Below are 16,809 nucleotides of genomic sequence, written 5' to 3' on the forward strand. Positions count from 1 at the left end.
GGGGAGGTTGGGTGTGGTTCTTAACCTGAACCACATCACTCATTCTTAAACTGTTCCATCTCCAACTGATATTGTTTCAGCTTGCGCCATAACGTAGTGCGCCCAATCCCCAGCATTCTCGCCATATCATGTGGCTTCCCCTGTGCGGCATGAGCGGCCCGGATAATTGCCTGACGCTCGGCGTCTTGCAATGACATCACCGGCATGAGTAATGGGCTTTCTGGCTCAACCGCCAACTTTTCCGTCATCAAATGCTCAGGTAAATCGGCCATGCGGATGTGGTTATGCTGGCAAATCATCGCGGCGCGCTCAACCACGCCCTTTAATTCCTGATCGTTCCCCGGCCAAGGGTAATCACGTAGCTGTAATAGCACGGCTTCATCGACGTGATAACGACAATGAAAGTGCTGGCCTAACGTATTCAGATGATGAGTCACCAGCAGAGGAATATCGGATTGTCGCTGGCGAAGCGGTGGGATCTGAAGTTCGAAAGATTGCAGCGTATAAAACAGCTGACGACGAAAACGCCCCTGTTTCACCAGCAGTGGTAAATTAGCGCCGGTTGCCGCAATGATCCGAACGTCGACCGGAATCACGCGGCTGGAGTTCTGTCGCATGAGCACGCCGGTTTTGATGATTTGTAGCAGCGCTGACTGCATTTCAGGTGGCAAATATTCAATTTGCTCGAGATAGAGAGTACCGCCGTTTGCCAGCTCAAATTTGCTGGGTAAACCCGAATCGGTTTCGGTGGCATCGCTGCCGAGTAGCTCTTTGGCAAATTGACCTTCAACCAGCGTTTGGCAGTTTATAGCGATGTATGAGCCGTTTGCCCGTTCGCTGGCATTATGAATCGCCTGCGCTAACAGCTCTTTACCGACGCCTTCTTCCCCCTGCAGCAAAATAGGGTGCTGGCCTCGTGCGGCCTGACGGCCATATCGCAGTAAACGCCGCATATCTAACGATGCCGCAGGCATTTGATCAAAGGTTTGACTGACTTTGCCGAGCTGATGATTCACCAAGCGTCGTAGCTGATCCAGCGGATGCAGCAATGCAATGAATCCACAGTGCTCGCCATCGGGTACGGGCTTCAAGGTTATCAGCGTTGCGATGAACTGCTTACGGCTTTCAAACGTCATCTCGACATGATTGAGCGGAAGGCGTTGCTCAATGGCGTGTTGAAGTAGAGAAGGCAGCGTGATCAATGAAGGAAGTGGGCGGCCGAGGCTGTTTTGCTCATCTAAGAGTAAAATGCCAGCGGCACGATGGTTAAGATATTGTAGGCCGCCGTTGTGATCCCACGCTAAAACGCCGTCTTCCACGCCGTCTAACAAAGCATACAGTTCGTTAAGGTGGCGATTGGTTTCGGAGAGCAGCGCATCGGTGTGCAGTGAGTTGCCGATCTCACGGGCAATCGCCAGTGTTAAAGGCAAATCGCTGGCGGCATAGTCATGATTCAGGCATGCGATGACAATCACCGCTCTTTGCCGCCCGCTGTTGTCGTAGACCGGCGTTGCGCAGCAGTGCCACGCACGTAAGGCTTGCTTAAAATGTTCGTCACCGTGAACCTGCACTGGGTTTCCGTCACGCATTGCTAAGGCGGGCGCATTGGTGCCGATGTGCCCTTCAGCCCAATAGCTGCCGATATCAAATCCAAGCTCAGCGAGAGCCGTGCGTGTTTTTATATGCCCACATTGCCAAAGCAAACAGCCGCTTTCGTCTAGGATCTGCAAAACGCAGGGACGAGATTCCATATATTCGTAGGCGTCTTCTAACGCCGCTTGTCCCAAAACCAGCAGGTCGTTTTTACGTTGGCAAATCGAGCGTAACGTTGCGCCTGCGGCACGATGTGGCATTTTCCAAGGCATCGGCTGCATCAGCTTTTGGCAGCGGATCCACGATTGATAAATGGGCTGTGCAGGACGCATTGTCTCTGGCAGATTGCCGTGAGAGAAGAAATAGATCCAACGGTCGAGAGAAGTATCTGGCTGCACTAATAAAATCCATCAATTAAAGATATGCAGCTATTAAAGCGAGAAAGGGGAATAAATTCCGTGAGCTAGATGCTCGCAGGGGCTTATGGTACAAAAAAACAGAAGGGCGGAAATCCGCCCTTCTGATTAACAACATCAAACGTCTAACATTAGTGGCGGAAAGGGTTCTTACCTTTGCTGCTGCTAGATGTTGTGGTTGATGCTGAAGCCGGTTGAGCCACTGGGGCTGAAGCGGTTGTGTTGTAATCGCTGTTAACCTGCTCTGCTTGAGTTTTACCCTGCGGAGCAATGATGTCCGGCGTGGTAGAAACAGGCTTGGTCAGACCGCCGTTTAAGGCCATCAGATCGTTCTGGTTCAGCGTACCCAATGCATATTTAATATTGAGCTGGCTGATCAGATAATCATAACGTGCGTTAGACAGGCTTTCTTTGGCGCTGTACAGCGTAGTGGTCGCGTTCAGCACGTCAACGATGGTACGAGTCCCCACCTGATAACCTGCTTCGGTTGCTTCCAAAGAGCTTTGCGCAGAAATTACAGCCTGACGATAAGCTTCAACGCCGCTGATAGACGCGGAGATGTTGTTAAAGGAAGAACGAACGTTTTGTACTACGCTACGGTGTGCGCTTTCCAGAGATTCACTGGCGCCAACAAAGTTGTATTGCGCTTGTTGAACCTGAGAGTTAGTCGCTCCGCCAGAGTACAACGGCAGATTAAACTGCAAACCAATGGTGTTCTGGCCCTGATAACTGCTTCCGCCACCGCTTTGTTGCTTCTGTGCATTGGTCATACTGTTATAGTCAGTATTGCTAACGCCAGAAGATGCGGTCAGATCCAGTGTTGGCATATAACCTGTCTGTGCGTATTTAATCTGTTCACGCGCCAAGTCTTGGCTCAAACGAGCACTCAATAATGACAGGTTACGTTTTTCAGCTTCTTGCAGCAGGCTGTTGACGTTATCTGGCTTGGTGGTGGTGAAGCGATCAACGTTCAGAGAATCCAGTTGGCCGTAGTACTGACCGGTAATCTGACGCAGTGCTTCCAGAGAGTTATCCAGATCGTTGCGCGCGGTGACTTCGTTAGCTAAAACGAGATCGTATTGAGCACGGGCGTTCTGCACGTCGGTGATAGCAACCAGACCTACGTTAAAACGCTGGGTGGTTTGGTCTAACTGACGATAAATCGCTTCTTTGTTTGCTTCAATGTAAGACAACGCGTCAATCGCACGTAATACGTTGAAGTAAGCAGTCGCAGAGTTCAGCATCAAAGTCTGTTCTGAAGACTGATAAGAGACGTCTTGAATACCCGCCTGTTTTTCAGTCAAAGAGAGCTGACGCCATTTAGACATATCAAAAATGGTTTGGGTCAGTTGTAGTGACGCGCCGTAATTATTGGAGTTCAAGCCGTCGTTATCACGCATCCCATTGGTATAGGTGTAATCTGCGCCCAAGCCGAGCTGAGGTAACAGCGGGCTGCGGGATTCATTAATCTTCTCAAAAGCCACATCACGATCTGCCGCAGCTTTACGCAGATCTGGGTTGCTTTCCTTGGCTTGCTGATATACCTGCAGCAGGTTTTCTGCATGGCTTAACGTGGTAAAGCCACCAAGGCTCAGGCCAATAAGAAGGGGGAGCAGTTTCTTCATTTGCATTCCTTGTTGTGCAGCAAAGTTGCTATTGTAACGCTGACTAAAGTCATATAGCCGCCGATTCTAACAGAGACCGTATCTTAAGGAGCGTGGCTTTACGTGCCATCCCCCTTAATTTACCTAAATAAAAGGTAAAGTGATTGAGTATTTTCAGTTTGACCTTAAATCAATAATATCCATGCTAATAATCACACTACATTTAGGAATTTAGCCGTATGAGCGAAAATAAACCATCACCCGTCACATTTGGTCAAAATGATGTTGAAATTATTGCACGGGAATCACTCTACCGCGGCTTTTTTTCGCTAGAGCGCTATCGTTTTCGGCATCGTCTGTTTGATGGCAGCATGAGCGGTGAAGTTGTGCGTGAAGTTTTTGAACGCGGCCATGCGGCGGTGCTGCTGCCTTACGATCCAAAACGCGATGAAGTGGTGCTGGTGGAGCAAATCCGTATTCCGGCATATGACTCCAGTGAAACGCCGTGGTTGCTTGAAATGGTGGCCGGAATGATTGAACCCGGTGAGTCGGTGGAAGATGTCGCACGCCGCGAGGCGCAGGAAGAAGCGGGGATCCACGTCCAACGCTGTAAGCCTGTGCTGAGCTATTTGGCCAGCCCCGGCGGCACCAGCGAGCGCTTGTCAATTATGGTCGGTGAGATTGACGCAGCAAAGGCATCGGGTATTCACGGTCTGCCTGAAGAGCATGAAGATATTCGCGTGCATGTGGTCAGCCGTGAGCAAGCGTATCGCTGGGTAGAAGAGGGTGTGATCGACAATGCCGCATCGGTTATTGCATTACAGTGGCTGGCGTTGCACCATGAGTCGCTTCGCCGCGAGTGGAATTCTTAAATATGATGAAGCGTTATTCCCCAGACTTTCCTCTAATGATGAGACTGTGCGAGACTAATTATGCGCAATTGCGTCGTTTACTGCCGCGCAAGGATGAAGTGGGTGAATCGCAGGGATATCAGGTCAACGGCGCGTGTTACCTGATAAAAATTATCGAATCGACGCGCTATACATCAATGGCTGAAATTACTCAGACGGAGCCAGCACCGGGCGCTTGGGGCTTACCTTCGATGAGCGTGCGTCTGTATCATGACGCCATGGTTGCGGAAGTGTGTGCAAGCCAGCAGATCTCTCGGTTCAAAGCACGTTATGATTATCCGAATAAAAAGTTGCATCAGCGCGACGAAAAGCATCAAATTAACCAGTTTCTTGCGGATTGGTTGCACCATTGCCTGACGCACGGTGTTATGGCAATTCCCGTATATTAGAGCCTGTTTTGCTGCACTGAGCCCTAACAACCAGCGCAATGATTATTTTTACAGATTCTTGGCAGACTAAAGTCACAAAGGACACCATTTGGAAAGCCTGTTTCAACTAACCGTAGCACGTGGGGCTCCGGTTAGGATTTTACAAATCACAGACACGCATTTGTTTGCGGGTGAGCATGAGACGTTATTGGGCGTCAATACTTACCGCAGCTACCACGCAGTGCTAGAGGCGATCCATGCCCAATCCCGTCCGTATGACATCGTTGTCGCAACGGGAGATTTGGCGCAGGATCACTCTGTGGCGGCATACCAGCATTTTGCAAAAGGTATCGCTACGCTGAATAAAACCTGTCTGTGGCTGCCGGGCAATCATTATTTCCAACCCGCGATGGTCGATACGTTAGCAGATGCGGGCGTGAGTCCAGCTAAGCATATGCTGTTGGGCGATCACTGGCAGATTATCCTGCTTGATAGCCAAGTTTTTGGTGTTCCCCACGGTGAGCTTAGCGAGTATCAACTTGAATGGTTAGATCGTACTCTTTCGCTGTATCCCGCGCGCCATTCGTTGATTTTACTCCATCACCATCCGCTGCCTTCGGGCTGCACATGGCTCGATCAGCACAGCTTGCGTAATGCGCATATGCTAGGGGAGATTCTGCAACATCACCCACTGGCGAAAACCTTGCTGTGCGGACATATTCATCAGGATTTGGATCTCGAATGGCAGGGGCGTCGTTTGTTAGCTACGCCGTCGACCTGTATTCAGTTCAAACCTTTATGCACCAACTTCACGATTGATACTCTATCGCCCGGCTGGCGTTATCTGGATTTGCATCCAGATGGGACGCTCACGACTGAACTGCACCGCTTAGAAGGTACAGAATTCAGACCGGATCTCGACTCTGACGGCTATTAATGATGCCCACGCTTTTATATCTCCACGGTTTTAACAGTTCTCCTCGCTCCGCCAAGGCCACCGCATTTAAGCAGTGGCTTGCCGTTCACCACCCTGAAATCACTATGTTAATCCCTCAACTTCCGCCTTATCCTTCTGATGCGGCGGAGATGCTGGAGGAGATTGTGATGTCGCGTGCGGGGCGTCCGTTGGGCATAGTGGGCTCTTCTTTAGGCGGCTATTACGCGACGTGGCTGTCACAATGCTTTACCTTGCCAGCGGTCGTTGTAAACCCTGCGGTGAAGCCGTATGAACTGCTCATCGATTTTTTAGGGCAAAACGAGAATCCCTACACCGGCCAACAATATGTGTTAGAGTCTCGCCACGTTTACGATCTGAAAGTCATGCAGGTTGACCCATTGGAATCGCCTGATCTCCTCTGGTTATTACAGCAAACCGGTGACGAAGTTCTGGACTATCGACAAGCTGTGGCTTACTACGCCTTATGCCGTCAGACCATTGAGCCTGAAGGCTCACACAGCTTTGTTGGTTTCGAGCGATTCTTCCCGCAGATCGTCGATTTTTTAGGGCTGACCACCGAGTAATTCTGCGTGGTACGTCTATCACCACTGAACGACACACCAACGTGTGCCGTTTGGTCGACGCTAACTAACGACTTATACGATTCATACCATGACTCAATCCAGCTATAACGCTGACTCTATTGAAGTTCTCAGCGGCCTAGAACCCGTGCGCCGTCGTCCGGGTATGTACACCGATACCACACGCCCAAACCATTTGGGTCAGGAAGTCATAGATAACAGTGTCGATGAGGCGCTGGCTGGCCACGCATCTCGCGTTGAGGTCATTTTATATCCCGATCAATCTCTTGAAGTGATTGACGACGGGCGCGGTATGCCGGTGGATATTCACCCAGAAGAGGGTGTTCCTGCCATTGAACTGATCCTGTGTCGTTTGCATGCGGGCGGTAAATTCTCGAATAAAAACTACCAGTTTTCCGGCGGCCTGCACGGCGTAGGTATCTCAGTAGTTAACGCACTCTCTAAGCGCGTTGAGGTCACCGTTCGTCGCGACGGACAGGTGTACCAAATGGCGTTCGAGAACGGCGACAAAGTCGAAGACCTGCATGTTACCGGCACCTGCGGTAAACGTAATACGGGTACCAGTGTGCATTTCTGGCCTGATGAAAAGTTCTTCGACAGCCCAAGATTCTCTGTTTCTCGCCTTAACCATCTGCTGAAAGCGAAAGCGGTATTGTGTCCAGGCGTAGAAATCGTCTTTAAAGACAAATTGAATAACACCGAGCAGCGCTGGTGCTATCAGGATGGTCTAACCGACTACCTGATGGAAGCCGTTAACGGTCTGATTACGCTGCCAGAACAGGCGTTCACCGGTTCTTTCTCGGGCGATACTGAAGCCGTTGATTGGGCGCTGTTATGGCTGCCTGAAGGCGGCGAGCTGTTAACCGAAAGCTACGTTAACCTGATCCCAACCATGCAAGGCGGTACGCATGTGAACGGACTGCGTCAGGGATTGCTGGATGCGATGCGTGAATTCTGCGAATTCCGCAATCTGCTGCCACGTGGCGTAAAGCTATCTGCCGATGATATCTGGGAGCGCTGTGCGTATGTGCTTTCGGTGAAAATGCAGGATCCGCAGTTTGCAGGACAAACCAAAGAACGCCTGTCTTCGCGTCAGTGTGCGGCTTTTGTTTCTGCCATTGTTAAGGATGCTTTCAGCGTTTGGCTTAACCAAAACGTACAGGTGGCAGAACAGCTGGCTGAGCTGGCAATTTCTAGCGCTCAACGCCGTATGCGTGCGGCGAAGAAGGTTGTGCGTAAAAAGCTGACCAGCGGACCTGCGCTGCCGGGTAAATTAGCCGACTGTACCGCACAGGATCTTTCCCGCACCGAGCTCTTCTTGGTGGAAGGGGATTCCGCAGGTGGTTCAGCCAAGCAGGCGCGTGACCGTGAATATCAGGCAATCATGCCGCTGAAAGGTAAAATCCTAAACACGTGGGAAGTCTCTTCTGACGAAGTGCTGGCCTCTCAGGAAGTACATGATATTTCCGTTGCCATTGGCATCGATCCTGATAGTGACGATCTCAGCCAACTGCGCTACGGCAAAATCTGTATTTTAGCGGATGCTGACTCCGACGGCTTACATATCGCCACGCTGCTGTGTGCGCTGTTTGTTCGCCACTTCCAAGCCTTGGTGCGCGGCGGGCATGTGTATGTTGCGATGCCACCGTTGTTCCGTATCGACCTGGGTAAAGAAGTTTACTACGCGCTGGACGAAGAAGAGAAAGCGGGCGTACTGGAACAGCTTAAGCGCAAGAAAGGTAAGCCGAACGTACAGCGATTCAAAGGATTGGGTGAAATGAACCCACTCCAACTGCGTGAGACTACGCTGGATCCGAATACGCGCCGTTTGGTGCAGCTCACCATCGATGATACCGACATCGCGCAGACGATGGCGGTGATGGATATGCTGCTGGCGAAAAAACGTTCCGAAGACCGTCGTAACTGGTTGCAGGAAAAAGGTGATATGGCCGATTTGGACGTTTAGTCCTTACGTCTATCATCCTGATAACGGGTCGCCTTGGCGGCCCGTTTTTTTATGCTTGGCGAATGTGACAGCCATCCCATTTATTCGTGGATTGAATAAGATGTATTCGGTCTACGCATATTATGAGTGGTGCTATTTAAGAGCCGTTTGGAGCCTTGCTGATGATGTCGCCGTATTCGCTGCTGTTGATTGATGATGATGCTGAAATCCGTTCTTTACTGACGGAGTATTTCACCCGCGCGGGGTTTAGCGTGATTGCGTTACCGGAAGGTGAAAAACTCATGCAAACGCTTCAGCAACAGGCGGTCGATCTCATCATTCTCGACGTTATGATGCCGGGAATGGACGGATTCACGTTGTGTCGCATGGTCAGAAACACCTCTTCGGTACCAATTATTATGCTGACCGCCGCCTCTGATGAAACGGATAAAGTGATTGGGCTGGAGTTAGGCGCTGATGATTATCTCGCTAAACCGTTTAGCGCGCGCGAATTATTAGCACGTGTTAAGGCCCTATTACGGCGTAATCAGATCGTGCAAAGCCCAACGGCAGAAGCGCGTTATCTCTGTTTTAACGGTTGGAAGCTCGATCTTTTGCGCCGTGAATTGATCAATGCGCAGGGCGTCGAAGAGATCCTTTCGGGAATTGAATTTGCGTTACTGGCACTTTTCTTGCGCTATCCCAACCAGATCCTCGATCGCGATCAGATCTCTGAGATCACCCGCCGTCGCGAGAATAATCCGTTAGAACGTGGCATTGACGTACAGATAAGTCGGCTACGCCAGCGTCTGCATGATACTGACCGACGTTTGCTGCGAACGGTAAGAAATCAGGGCTATATGCTGTGCTGCGATGTCAGCCGTGAATACTGAGTTCAGGCGGTTTGATCCCACGCCAAAAGCGTTGCGTTGGTATCAACGTTTATGGCCGCATTCTTTGATGAGCCGCATGTTATGCATGCTGGTGTGCGCGTTGTTATTAGCGGAAATTATCTCAGGGATTTTTTGGTATCGGCAATATAGCGTGCGTAATAACGCCGGTCTGGAAAGTACTGTTCGCAGCCTGACGCAGAGCATGCTGTCTACCTACAATTTCATGTCATCACTACCACGCAACTATCGTCATCTGGTGCTTCAGCAACAGCTTGAGCTAGGCGGCTCACAATTTTTTATCTCGATAAATAACCATCCGCTACCACAGCAGCCGATTGCTAATAGCAACAACGCGCAGCGGGTGCTGGAACTGGCTCAAAGCGAAGTCCGTAGTCAGCAGGGCGATCGGCTGCAAGCTGTTATCTCGCTCACGGCCGCGAATCGACTACGTGTTTTCAACGCTGGCGTGCTGATGGTGGATTTACCGCCCGGCTGGGCACGGTTTGGTTTGGTGACGTCGCGCGGCGATGAGCCGGTACTCGCACTTCAACTCGCCCTCAATAAAGATGAATGGCTGTTTATTGCTGCGCCGCTTCCTCCTCCGTATGACCAGTTGGATGTGCCACTGTTGGGCTCTCGACAGGTAGGTTTCACGCTGTGCAGTATGCTGCTGGTGGCACTGTTTGGTGGCTGGCTGATTCGTCGTGAATTACGCCCACTGGCGCGTTTAGCTCAGGGCGCGCACCAGTTGAATACTCAACTTGATAGCCAGCCTTTGCCGGAGGAAGGTAGCGCCGAATTAGTGAGTGCGACTCGAGCCTTTAACCAAATGCAGGATCGACTGCGCGCCTATTTACACAACCGCGAAATCTTATTTACGGCAATCAGCCACGATTTAAAAACGCCGCTCACTCGCCTGCGGCTGCGTATCGAAATGCTCGACGATCCTCCGTTGGAACACAAGCTTGAACAGGATCTTCTCGATCTGGAAATGATGGTCAAAGGCGCGCTGCAAAGCATGAAAGATACCGATATTCACGAGAATATGGAGCGCATTGACCTACGCCATCTGCTCGCTCAACTGATGGACGCGCACACCAACGTTAGCCTACGGGGAACGCCACAATATCTGTTTGGTCGCCCACTGGCGCTCAAGCGCTGCATTAACAATCTGGTGGATAACGGTTTGAAGTACGGCGGTAGGCTTGAGATTAGCGTGGAAAACTATGCTGAACATATGACGCTGAGTTTCCGTGATTATGGGCCAGGCATCCCGCAGGCGCAGCTTGAGAATGTGTTTAAGCCTTACTACCGCTTACATAGCGACAGTCAGGGAAGCGGGTTGGGATTAGCCATTGCTCGGGGGATCGCCCGTGCACATGGCGGTGATATTACGCTGTATAACCACCCATGCGGTGGTTTGATCGCGGTATTGCGCCTCAGACGTTATTTATAACGGCGTAAAAATTCAGCCAGTAAAGGGAGAGCCTGCCGTGAAAAGAACACTACTCGCCAGCAGTTTGCTGGCGTTAAGCATGAACTGTTTCGCGGCAACGGTTGAAGTGCTGCATTACTGGACGTCAGAAAGCGAAAGCGCCGCGCTAAACTTGCTCAAGCAGGCGTTAGCCGCAAAAGGGGACACGTGGCAGGATTTCACGGTGAAAGGCGGCGGTGGTGAGAGCGCTTATAGCGTGCTGCAAACGCGTATGATTGCGGGTAATCCCCCCACGGCGGCGCTGATGGAGGGCAAATTTATTCAGGAATGGTCTGCGCTTGGTTTTCTGTCTAGTCCCTATACCAAAGAGCAAACGGAAACGTGGGATCGCGTACTGCCGCCGTTGATTCGACAGATCACCCAATACCATGGCGAATACGTCGCGGTGCCGGTAAATAACCATCGAATCAATTGGCTGTGGATTAACCCTAAGCCGTTTAAGGCGCTCAATCTGCCAATTCCTACCACGTGGGATGAGTTCTTTGCGGTAGCCGACAAACTCAAGGCCGCGGGATATATCCCGTTAGCGCACGGTGGTCAGGCATGGCAAGACGCCACGCTATTTGAAAATATCTTGCTGGGTCTGGAAGGCGGGCAGTTTTATCGCGATGTGTTTGAAAAGCTTGATAGTAAAGCGATCACCAGCGATCGCATGATCCGCGTGCTACAGCGTTTTCGTCAGTTACATGATGATATCGACCCGAAATCTGCCGGTCGTCCTTGGCACGAATCGGCAGAGCTGTTGTATAACGGCAAAGCCGCGATGATGATTATGGGGGATTGGGCCAAAGGCGAACTGATGCAAATGGGCGCGGTGCCGGGCAAAGACTTTCTGTGTGTGGCAACGCCGGGAACCGAAGGATATTTTATCTATGGCACCGACAGCTTTGCGATCCTACAGCAGAACGGAAACTCCACGGCGGTAGAGGCTCAGCGCCATTTGGCTGATGTGTTGATGGATCCCGACTTTCAGCGGCGTTTTAACCAGCTCAAAGGTTCGATTCCGGTACGTAACGATATTGATATGAGCACTTTTGACGTTTGTGCGCAAAAAGCGGCAAGAGTCTTTAAAGCGGCGGAAAAGTCAGATCGTTTGTTGCCTAGCATGGCGCATTCGATGGCGGCGGATGTGCAAACTAAAGAGGTGTTTTTCCGCGTGCTGAATGATTTTTTTACCCATCCGAATCAAACGCCTGAGCAGGCAGTGATGCAGCTTAATACCGCGTTGATGGCGGTGAAGGGTTAAACGCTGACAGTGCTCGCCGCCGTTCGTGCGGCGAGCGCATTGTGAGAAGTTAGATACCGTCTTCGTCGCTGGAAAGGCTTGGTGTTGTTTCCCGCTGTTTTTGTTTGAAACTCAACATGCCTTGTTGACCACAGGCCAGAGCCTGAGTGACAAACGTTTCTATACTCGAAATATCGTCGCGTTCCATCAACATTTCAGCCAACATTTGCATGTTGGTACCTGCCACAACGTCGCTATGCTCTAGGGTTTGGCTTAACAGGACCGAGCTGCGAAACGGCGATCCGCCGAGCAAATCCGTGAAAAATAATACCCCATCTTGTTGAGGCAGTGAGGCCAACGCCTGAGTCAACTTTTCGTCCAACTGCTGGGTGCTCATTTCAGGTGGGAAATCGACGGCAATACACTGTTCCTGTGGGCCGATAACCTGTTCAACGGCGCTAAACAGGCCGCTGGCGAAATGCCCATGTCCGGTGATAATAAGGCTAATCATCTCTTATCTCTTGTTGAAAAAGCGCGGTGTCCCGCGCTATTAAGATTACAGAACACCCAACCATGAAAGGGCAATGGAGAGGACAAAGGTGACCAGAATAAGCGTTACCGGACTCACCTTTTTGGCGCGCAGCAGGTAGTACATCAACAGCGTGTATCCGAGCGGTAACAGGTTAGGGAACACTTTGTCGAAGAACGCTTCTTGAATTGAAACCTCATGCCCGGCGGTGACCGCAACTTTGGCCGTGACGGTAAGATGCACATACGAGGCGATCAATCCGCCGACCACGGTTACCCCTAAAATGGTCGCCGCACGAGAGATAGCACCTGAACTCGAGCGCAGCTTATCGATGGCTTTCACACCTAGCGAATAGCCCAGATGTGTCCACACCACGCGTAGCAGGAACAGCGCCAGATACACCACGAAGAAAATCAGTGGCCCCAAAATACTTCCTTGGCTGGCGAAAGACGCGCACACCCCAGCGACGATCGGCAGTAACGTGAACCAGAAGATGGCATCGCCGATCCCTGCCAGAGGCCCGAACAACGCGACCTTCAGACCTTTAATCAGGTCGCGGCTTTCGTGTCGTTCCTCGAGAGAAATCAGGAGTCCCATTAGGAATCCGGCTGCGTTGGTGTTGGTGTTAATAAATTCTAAATTGTCTTTCATCGACGCACTGAGTGCGCCTTTATCATTGGCGTATATCTTTTTCAGCAGCGGAGACTGCGCACTGGCAAACCCCGTTGCTTGCATACGCTCATAGTTAAAACCCGACTGCAGCAGCGCGGAGCGAAAACCTAACCGAGTAATATCGCCACGGGTGATAACGGCTTTCGGGGGATTCTGTTCACCGGTGGAAGTTTGCACCGACGTATTTCCTGTTTTGACGATTTCAGATGCCATCTTCCATATCCTCCGCTTTCACCGCCGCTACGGCCGCTTTTTTCTGCTCATTAAAGTATTCATACACCGCAAAGGCTGCGCCAAGTACCGCTACCGGCAACAGGTTTTGCACCGGAATAAAGGTGACAAACAGGAAGCCAACGATGAAGAAAGGAATGAACGGCGTCTTCATCATCACTTTGAGCAGTAAGCCAAAACCTACCGCTGGCAATACGCCGCCCGCGACTTCAAAGCCGTGTGTGAGCCATGCTGGCATGGATTGCACTAAGGTTTGCATCGCCCCTTGAGAGACGTAGGCACATAGGAATGTTACCGCCGCGTAGGTGACTGCCACGATGCTGGTCATGAGCAGATTTAAGCGGCCCAGCGAACGGGTGTTTCCTTCTTCGGCATAGCGATCGGCTTTTTGCATGAAAAATGAAAACGCCGAATAGTAGAACAGAATGATGTACTGCATCAGGAAGCTAAACGGCAGCCCTAGCCCGATAGCGGTTTTGGCATCCACGCCGGTGCTGTGAGCGATAACCGTGGTCATGATCCCCGCCAGTACCGGATTGGGAGGCTGTGTGCCGCCAATCGGTGTCAGCCCGGTAAAGGCCAGTTCGGTTAATGCGCCGGTGATCAGGCCGGTTTGAATATCGCCTAAGATGGCGCCGGTGAGGGTACAGACGATCAGTGGACGGAAGATGTATAACGCTTCAAGCCAGAAATCGATGCCGACAATCAGGGCCATAACCGCGAGCCCCATGCCTTGCATTAAAGTTATTTCATGCATGATGTGTCCTATCTCGATGGATTACACGAAGTTGCCAACGCTTATGCAGTATCAGTCGATGCTATGTTTGCTGTCGCTGGGGGTGTCTTGAATGAAAACGTCAACGCCTGCGGCTTGAATCGCACGGAGGTTATCCAGGTCTTGATCGTCAACGTAAACTTTTTTAGTGATCGCGCGTTTCCCTTCAACAAAATGCATATTGCCGACGTTAACGCTCTTGATAGGTACGCCACCTTCGACTAAAAAGCGCGCTTCCTGTGGTGTACGACAAACGATGAAAATTTTCTGCGCGGCAGACGCTTTGCCAATAATATCGATGGTTTTTTGCAGGGAGAAAAAGCGAATGCCGATGCCCATGGATTCTGCGGTCATAGACATAATTTGTTGCTGTAACGGATCCTGTGCAACGCCATCATCGGCCACTAACAGTAGGTTAGCGCCAAGTGAAGAAGACCAAGCAACGCCAACCTGTCCGTGAACTAGACGATTGTCGATGCGTAACAGAAGGATGTTTGGATTAGCCATGATGTATCTCCTTGCCAAAGAATGATCGCTTCCCTTTCTCTGCGCGCCTGTTGAGGCATTGGGGGTGGGCAGAAAAAGGGACATAATCAGTCTACGGCGTGGAAAACACCTGAAGGCTACATGATGCTATTGAATTGTTTCACGGCTGCAAGAAAAGTACGTGAATCTTGCAGCCGTGCAATATTTGCTGGTCTAGCCACGTAAATACCTGAAGCTCAAAGGATAGTGCTCGGTGTTGGTATAGCTAAGAGTCAGTTCGAAGGGGATACCGTGGCTGGTGGCGAATCGAGAGATTTCGATGCAGGGCTGCTGCGGATTAAGCTTCAATAGTGTCGCTACCTGCTGTGGTGCGATGCACGGGCGATAGTCGTCCTGCGCTTGCATACTCAGCAGGTTAAAATCGCGGGCTAAGGTGTGGTAAAGGCCATTCTGCTCGACGTGCTGGCGATCCAGTTGAGTAAAGCGTTCAGCGGGCAACAACGTGATTTCATATAACGCAGGCTGTTGTTCGACAAAGCGTAACCGCTCAAGGCATATCACGGCGTCGGTAGCGCCCAGCCCCAGTTTTTCTGCCTGTTCTGCGGTCGGGCTTATCGATTCACAGCGCAGTACCTGAGTGTGATGTGTTAAACCTGCCTGAGCCATCTTCTCGCTAAAGCCAATTGGGAGCGTATTGTCCGCCAGCCAAGCTGGTGTAGTGACGAGAGTGCCTCGACCTTGTTTTTTGGTCAGGTAGCCACGCTGAGCCAGCATTTCGACCGCCGTACGTAGCGTCACTCGCCCGCATTGATACTGCTGACACAGTACAGGCTCTGGCGGTAGCAGAGTATCTAGCGGGAATTCTCCCGCTTCGATACGTTCCCGTAGATCTTTAGCAATGTGTAAATAAAGCGGGGCTGCTTGTTCGAGTTCGTTATGCATTAATCCTGCCTGTAAAGAGTCACTTTGCACACCTTGGCAACTTTGCCATCGTTCGACGGCCGGTCGGGTGTGACGCCCAGCTGACGCGCGCGCATCAGACCTAATAATTGAGCAAACATAACATACAACAGACCACTAAAGACTTCAGGCAGTTGGGTTAACTCTGCGGCATCAAAGTGCAGATACTCATCGCAGGCTTGAGCAACGCGGGGATCGGCTTCAGCATAAATTCCGATGATCTTGCCAGCCTGATGGCGCTGGGCTTTGAGCTCGGCGGCCATATCCAGATCGTAACGTAGAATCTGTTGATCCGGCGATAGATAACACACCACCGTTACGGGTTGGTTCACAATAAGTTTAGGACCATGACGAAACGCCAGCGTTGAGAAATCGTCGGTTGCCTGTTTGCCGTTACACATCTCCAATAATTTTAGGCTGGCATCGGCGGCGATAAATTGTAGAGAGGACGAGCCGAGGCTTACCACGACGGGTGCATCACGCTGGGCAATTTCAGCAATTTTTTCTGCCTGCTGGGTAAGAAAATAATCCGCGCCGTGTTGATAAACCTTTAACGCGCGTTGGGCAATATCCCAGTGCTGCGGCAGAAAAATCAGTAGCAGATACCAGATGGGCAGTGTGAATTCGGATGCTGCCGCGAAAGAACCATTTTTGGTTCCGTTAGGCGCTGGAATATAAAGCGTTTTGGCATGCTGTTGACTACGCTTAGGCAGTTCACCCTGCGGGTCGTTCGCGATGATCAAATGATAGCAGTCATCAATGAGTCGCTCGGCGTGTTCAAAAACTGCCACGCTTTCAGGCGTGCTGCCTGAACTGGTGACAGAAACCAGCAGCGTTGGCCGATTGGTTAAATAGAGTTCGGGCTTGACCACAATATCGGTGCTGGCGAGCACCTGAATGTCGCGCCCAGTCTGCTGCCGCAGCCATTGCGCCGCGACTCGTGCTGCGCTCAGAGATGAACCTGCGCCGCATAAAATGATATTGCGTGGCTCATCGCCCACCTGCTGCCAGAAGTGCTCAATGGCGGCGCAGTGCTGTTCAACCGTATGAAAACCTTCGTGCCATAGGCGTGGTTGGCTGCAAATGGACTGTAGCGTTAATAGGCCGCCGTCCTGCGACCATTGTGTTTCATCCAAGAGCAAAGAGGGCTGCATGATTTACCTCCAA

The 16,809-nt window shown here is 51.2% G+C and carries 16 protein-coding genes; 8 read left to right on the top strand and 8 right to left on the bottom strand.

Annotated features, from left to right (window positions below; all coding sequences use genetic code 11):
• Positions 1-35 precede the first annotated feature (35 nt).
• Positions 36-1,925, bottom strand: coding sequence for a dihydroxyacetone kinase operon transcriptional regulator DhaR (gene dhaR, locus U0008_RS01465; RefSeq protein ID WP_043490497.1), 1,890 nt, complete (start codon positions 1,923-1,925; stop codon positions 36-38).
• Between the two features lie 215 nt (positions 1,926-2,140).
• Positions 2,141-3,634, bottom strand: coding sequence for an outer membrane channel protein TolC (tolC, locus tag U0008_RS01470; RefSeq protein ID WP_040044740.1), 1,494 nt, complete (start codon positions 3,632-3,634; stop codon positions 2,141-2,143).
• 218 nt (positions 3,635-3,852) lie between these two features.
• On the opposite strand from tolC, the gene nudF reads away from it, so the two are divergent.
• From nudF to U0008_RS01510, 8 genes are all read left to right on the top strand, one after another.
• The gene (gene nudF / locus U0008_RS01475; protein ID WP_043490403.1) at positions 3,853-4,485 is read left to right on the top strand and encodes an ADP-ribose diphosphatase; all 633 of its coding nucleotides are present in this window, start codon (positions 3,853-3,855) and stop codon (positions 4,483-4,485) included.
• Positions 4,486-4,487: 2 nt separating this feature from the next.
• Complete coding sequence (locus U0008_RS01480; protein ID WP_025802507.1) at positions 4,488-4,913, top strand: DUF1249 family protein; 426 nt, start codon at positions 4,488-4,490, stop codon at positions 4,911-4,913.
• An 88-nt stretch (positions 4,914-5,001) separates the two neighbouring features.
• Entirely contained in the window at positions 5,002-5,829 is an 828-nt protein-coding gene (cpdA, locus tag U0008_RS01485) for a 3',5'-cyclic-AMP phosphodiesterase (RefSeq protein ID WP_043490405.1), read from the top strand.
• Between the two features lie 2 nt (positions 5,830-5,831).
• The gene (gene yqiA, locus U0008_RS01490; RefSeq protein ID WP_025802503.1) at positions 5,832-6,413 is read left to right on the top strand and encodes an esterase YqiA; all 582 of its coding nucleotides are present in this window, start codon (positions 5,832-5,834) and stop codon (positions 6,411-6,413) included.
• An 88-nt stretch (positions 6,414-6,501) separates the two neighbouring features.
• Complete coding sequence (gene parE / locus U0008_RS01495) at positions 6,502-8,397, top strand: DNA topoisomerase IV subunit B (RefSeq protein ID WP_025802501.1); 1,896 nt, start codon at positions 6,502-6,504, stop codon at positions 8,395-8,397.
• 161 nt (positions 8,398-8,558) lie between these two features.
• Complete coding sequence (locus U0008_RS01500) at positions 8,559-9,269, top strand: response regulator (RefSeq protein WP_043490408.1); 711 nt, start codon at positions 8,559-8,561, stop codon at positions 9,267-9,269.
• Complete coding sequence (locus U0008_RS01505) at positions 9,250-10,725, top strand: ATP-binding protein (RefSeq protein WP_072008141.1); 1,476 nt, start codon at positions 9,250-9,252, stop codon at positions 10,723-10,725. Before U0008_RS01500 ends, U0008_RS01505 begins: the two co-directional genes overlap by 20 nt.
• Positions 10,726-10,762: 37 nt before the next feature.
• Entirely contained in the window at positions 10,763-12,010 is a 1,248-nt protein-coding gene (locus U0008_RS01510; protein ID WP_043490410.1) for an ABC transporter substrate-binding protein, read from the top strand.
• 49 nt (positions 12,011-12,059) lie between these two features.
• Here the strand turns inward: U0008_RS01510 and agaF are convergent, their stop codons facing one another.
• The 6 genes from agaF to U0008_RS01540 form a co-directional block, all read right to left on the bottom strand.
• Positions 12,060-12,500 carry a PTS galactosamine/N-acetylgalactosamine transporter subunit IIA gene (gene agaF / locus U0008_RS01515; RefSeq protein ID WP_043490412.1) on the bottom strand — a complete coding sequence of 147 codons (441 nt, stop codon included), beginning with the start codon at positions 12,498-12,500 and terminating at the stop codon, positions 12,060-12,062.
• A gap of 45 nt (positions 12,501-12,545) precedes the next feature.
• On the bottom strand, positions 12,546-13,403 hold the full coding sequence (agaD, locus tag U0008_RS01520; RefSeq protein ID WP_043490415.1) for a PTS galactosamine transporter subunit IID: 858 nt from the start codon (positions 13,401-13,403) through the stop codon (positions 12,546-12,548).
• Positions 13,393-14,178 (bottom strand): PTS galactosamine transporter subunit IIC, encoded by a 786-nt coding sequence (agaC, locus tag U0008_RS01525; RefSeq protein WP_043490419.1) that lies wholly within the window; start codon positions 14,176-14,178, stop codon positions 13,393-13,395. Before agaC ends, agaD begins: the two co-directional genes overlap by 11 nt.
• A 51-nt stretch (positions 14,179-14,229) precedes the next feature.
• A complete protein-coding gene (gene agaB / locus U0008_RS01530) occupies positions 14,230-14,703 on the bottom strand; it encodes a PTS galactosamine transporter subunit IIB (RefSeq protein ID WP_025802487.1) in 474 nt (157 codons plus the stop codon).
• Between the two features lie 192 nt (positions 14,704-14,895).
• Positions 14,896-15,624: a GntR family transcriptional regulator gene (locus U0008_RS01535; RefSeq protein ID WP_043490421.1), complete on the bottom strand. Its 729-nt coding sequence runs from the start codon at positions 15,622-15,624 to the stop codon at positions 14,896-14,898.
• Entirely contained in the window at positions 15,624-16,796 is a 1,173-nt protein-coding gene (locus tag U0008_RS01540; RefSeq protein ID WP_043490423.1) for an SIS domain-containing protein, read from the bottom strand. Before U0008_RS01540 ends, U0008_RS01535 begins: the two co-directional genes overlap by 1 nt.
• Positions 16,797-16,809 lie beyond the last annotated feature (13 nt).

Source organism: Hafnia alvei (assembly GCF_034424155.1).
In the GTDB taxonomy this organism is placed as follows: Bacteria; Pseudomonadota; Gammaproteobacteria; order Enterobacterales; family Enterobacteriaceae; genus Hafnia; species Hafnia alvei.

Excerpts from the sequence above, each read along its gene's own strand:
- tolC (WP_040044740.1), bottom strand. The coding sequence starts at position 3,634 with ATGAAGAAACTGCTCCCCCTTCTTATTGGCCTGAGCCTTGGTGGCTTT.
- nudF (WP_043490403.1), top strand. The coding sequence starts at position 3,853 with ATGAGCGAAAATAAACCATCACCCGTCACATTTGGTCAAAATGATGTT.
- U0008_RS01540 (WP_043490423.1), bottom strand. The coding sequence starts at position 16,796 with ATGCAGCCCTCTTTGCTCTTGGATGAAACACAATGGTCGCAGGACGGC.
- agaF (WP_043490412.1), bottom strand. The coding sequence starts at position 12,500 with ATGATTAGCCTTATTATCACCGGACATGGGCATTTCGCCAGCGGCCTG.
- agaC (WP_043490419.1), bottom strand. The coding sequence starts at position 14,178 with ATGCATGAAATAACTTTAATGCAAGGCATGGGGCTCGCGGTTATGGCC.
- parE (WP_025802501.1), top strand. The coding sequence starts at position 6,502 with ATGACTCAATCCAGCTATAACGCTGACTCTATTGAAGTTCTCAGCGGC.
- dhaR (WP_043490497.1), bottom strand. The coding sequence starts at position 1,925 with ATGCGTCCTGCACAGCCCATTTATCAATCGTGGATCCGCTGCCAAAAG.
- U0008_RS01480 (WP_025802507.1), top strand. The coding sequence starts at position 4,488 with ATGATGAAGCGTTATTCCCCAGACTTTCCTCTAATGATGAGACTGTGC.
- yqiA (WP_025802503.1), top strand. The coding sequence starts at position 5,832 with ATGCCCACGCTTTTATATCTCCACGGTTTTAACAGTTCTCCTCGCTCC.
- U0008_RS01500 (WP_043490408.1), top strand. The coding sequence starts at position 8,559 with ATGATGTCGCCGTATTCGCTGCTGTTGATTGATGATGATGCTGAAATC.
- agaB (WP_025802487.1), bottom strand. The coding sequence starts at position 14,703 with ATGGCTAATCCAAACATCCTTCTGTTACGCATCGACAATCGTCTAGTT.
- agaD (WP_043490415.1), bottom strand. The coding sequence starts at position 13,403 with ATGGCATCTGAAATCGTCAAAACAGGAAATACGTCGGTGCAAACTTCC.
- U0008_RS01535 (WP_043490421.1), bottom strand. The coding sequence starts at position 15,624 with ATGCATAACGAACTCGAACAAGCAGCCCCGCTTTATTTACACATTGCT.
- U0008_RS01505 (WP_072008141.1), top strand. The coding sequence starts at position 9,250 with ATGTCAGCCGTGAATACTGAGTTCAGGCGGTTTGATCCCACGCCAAAA.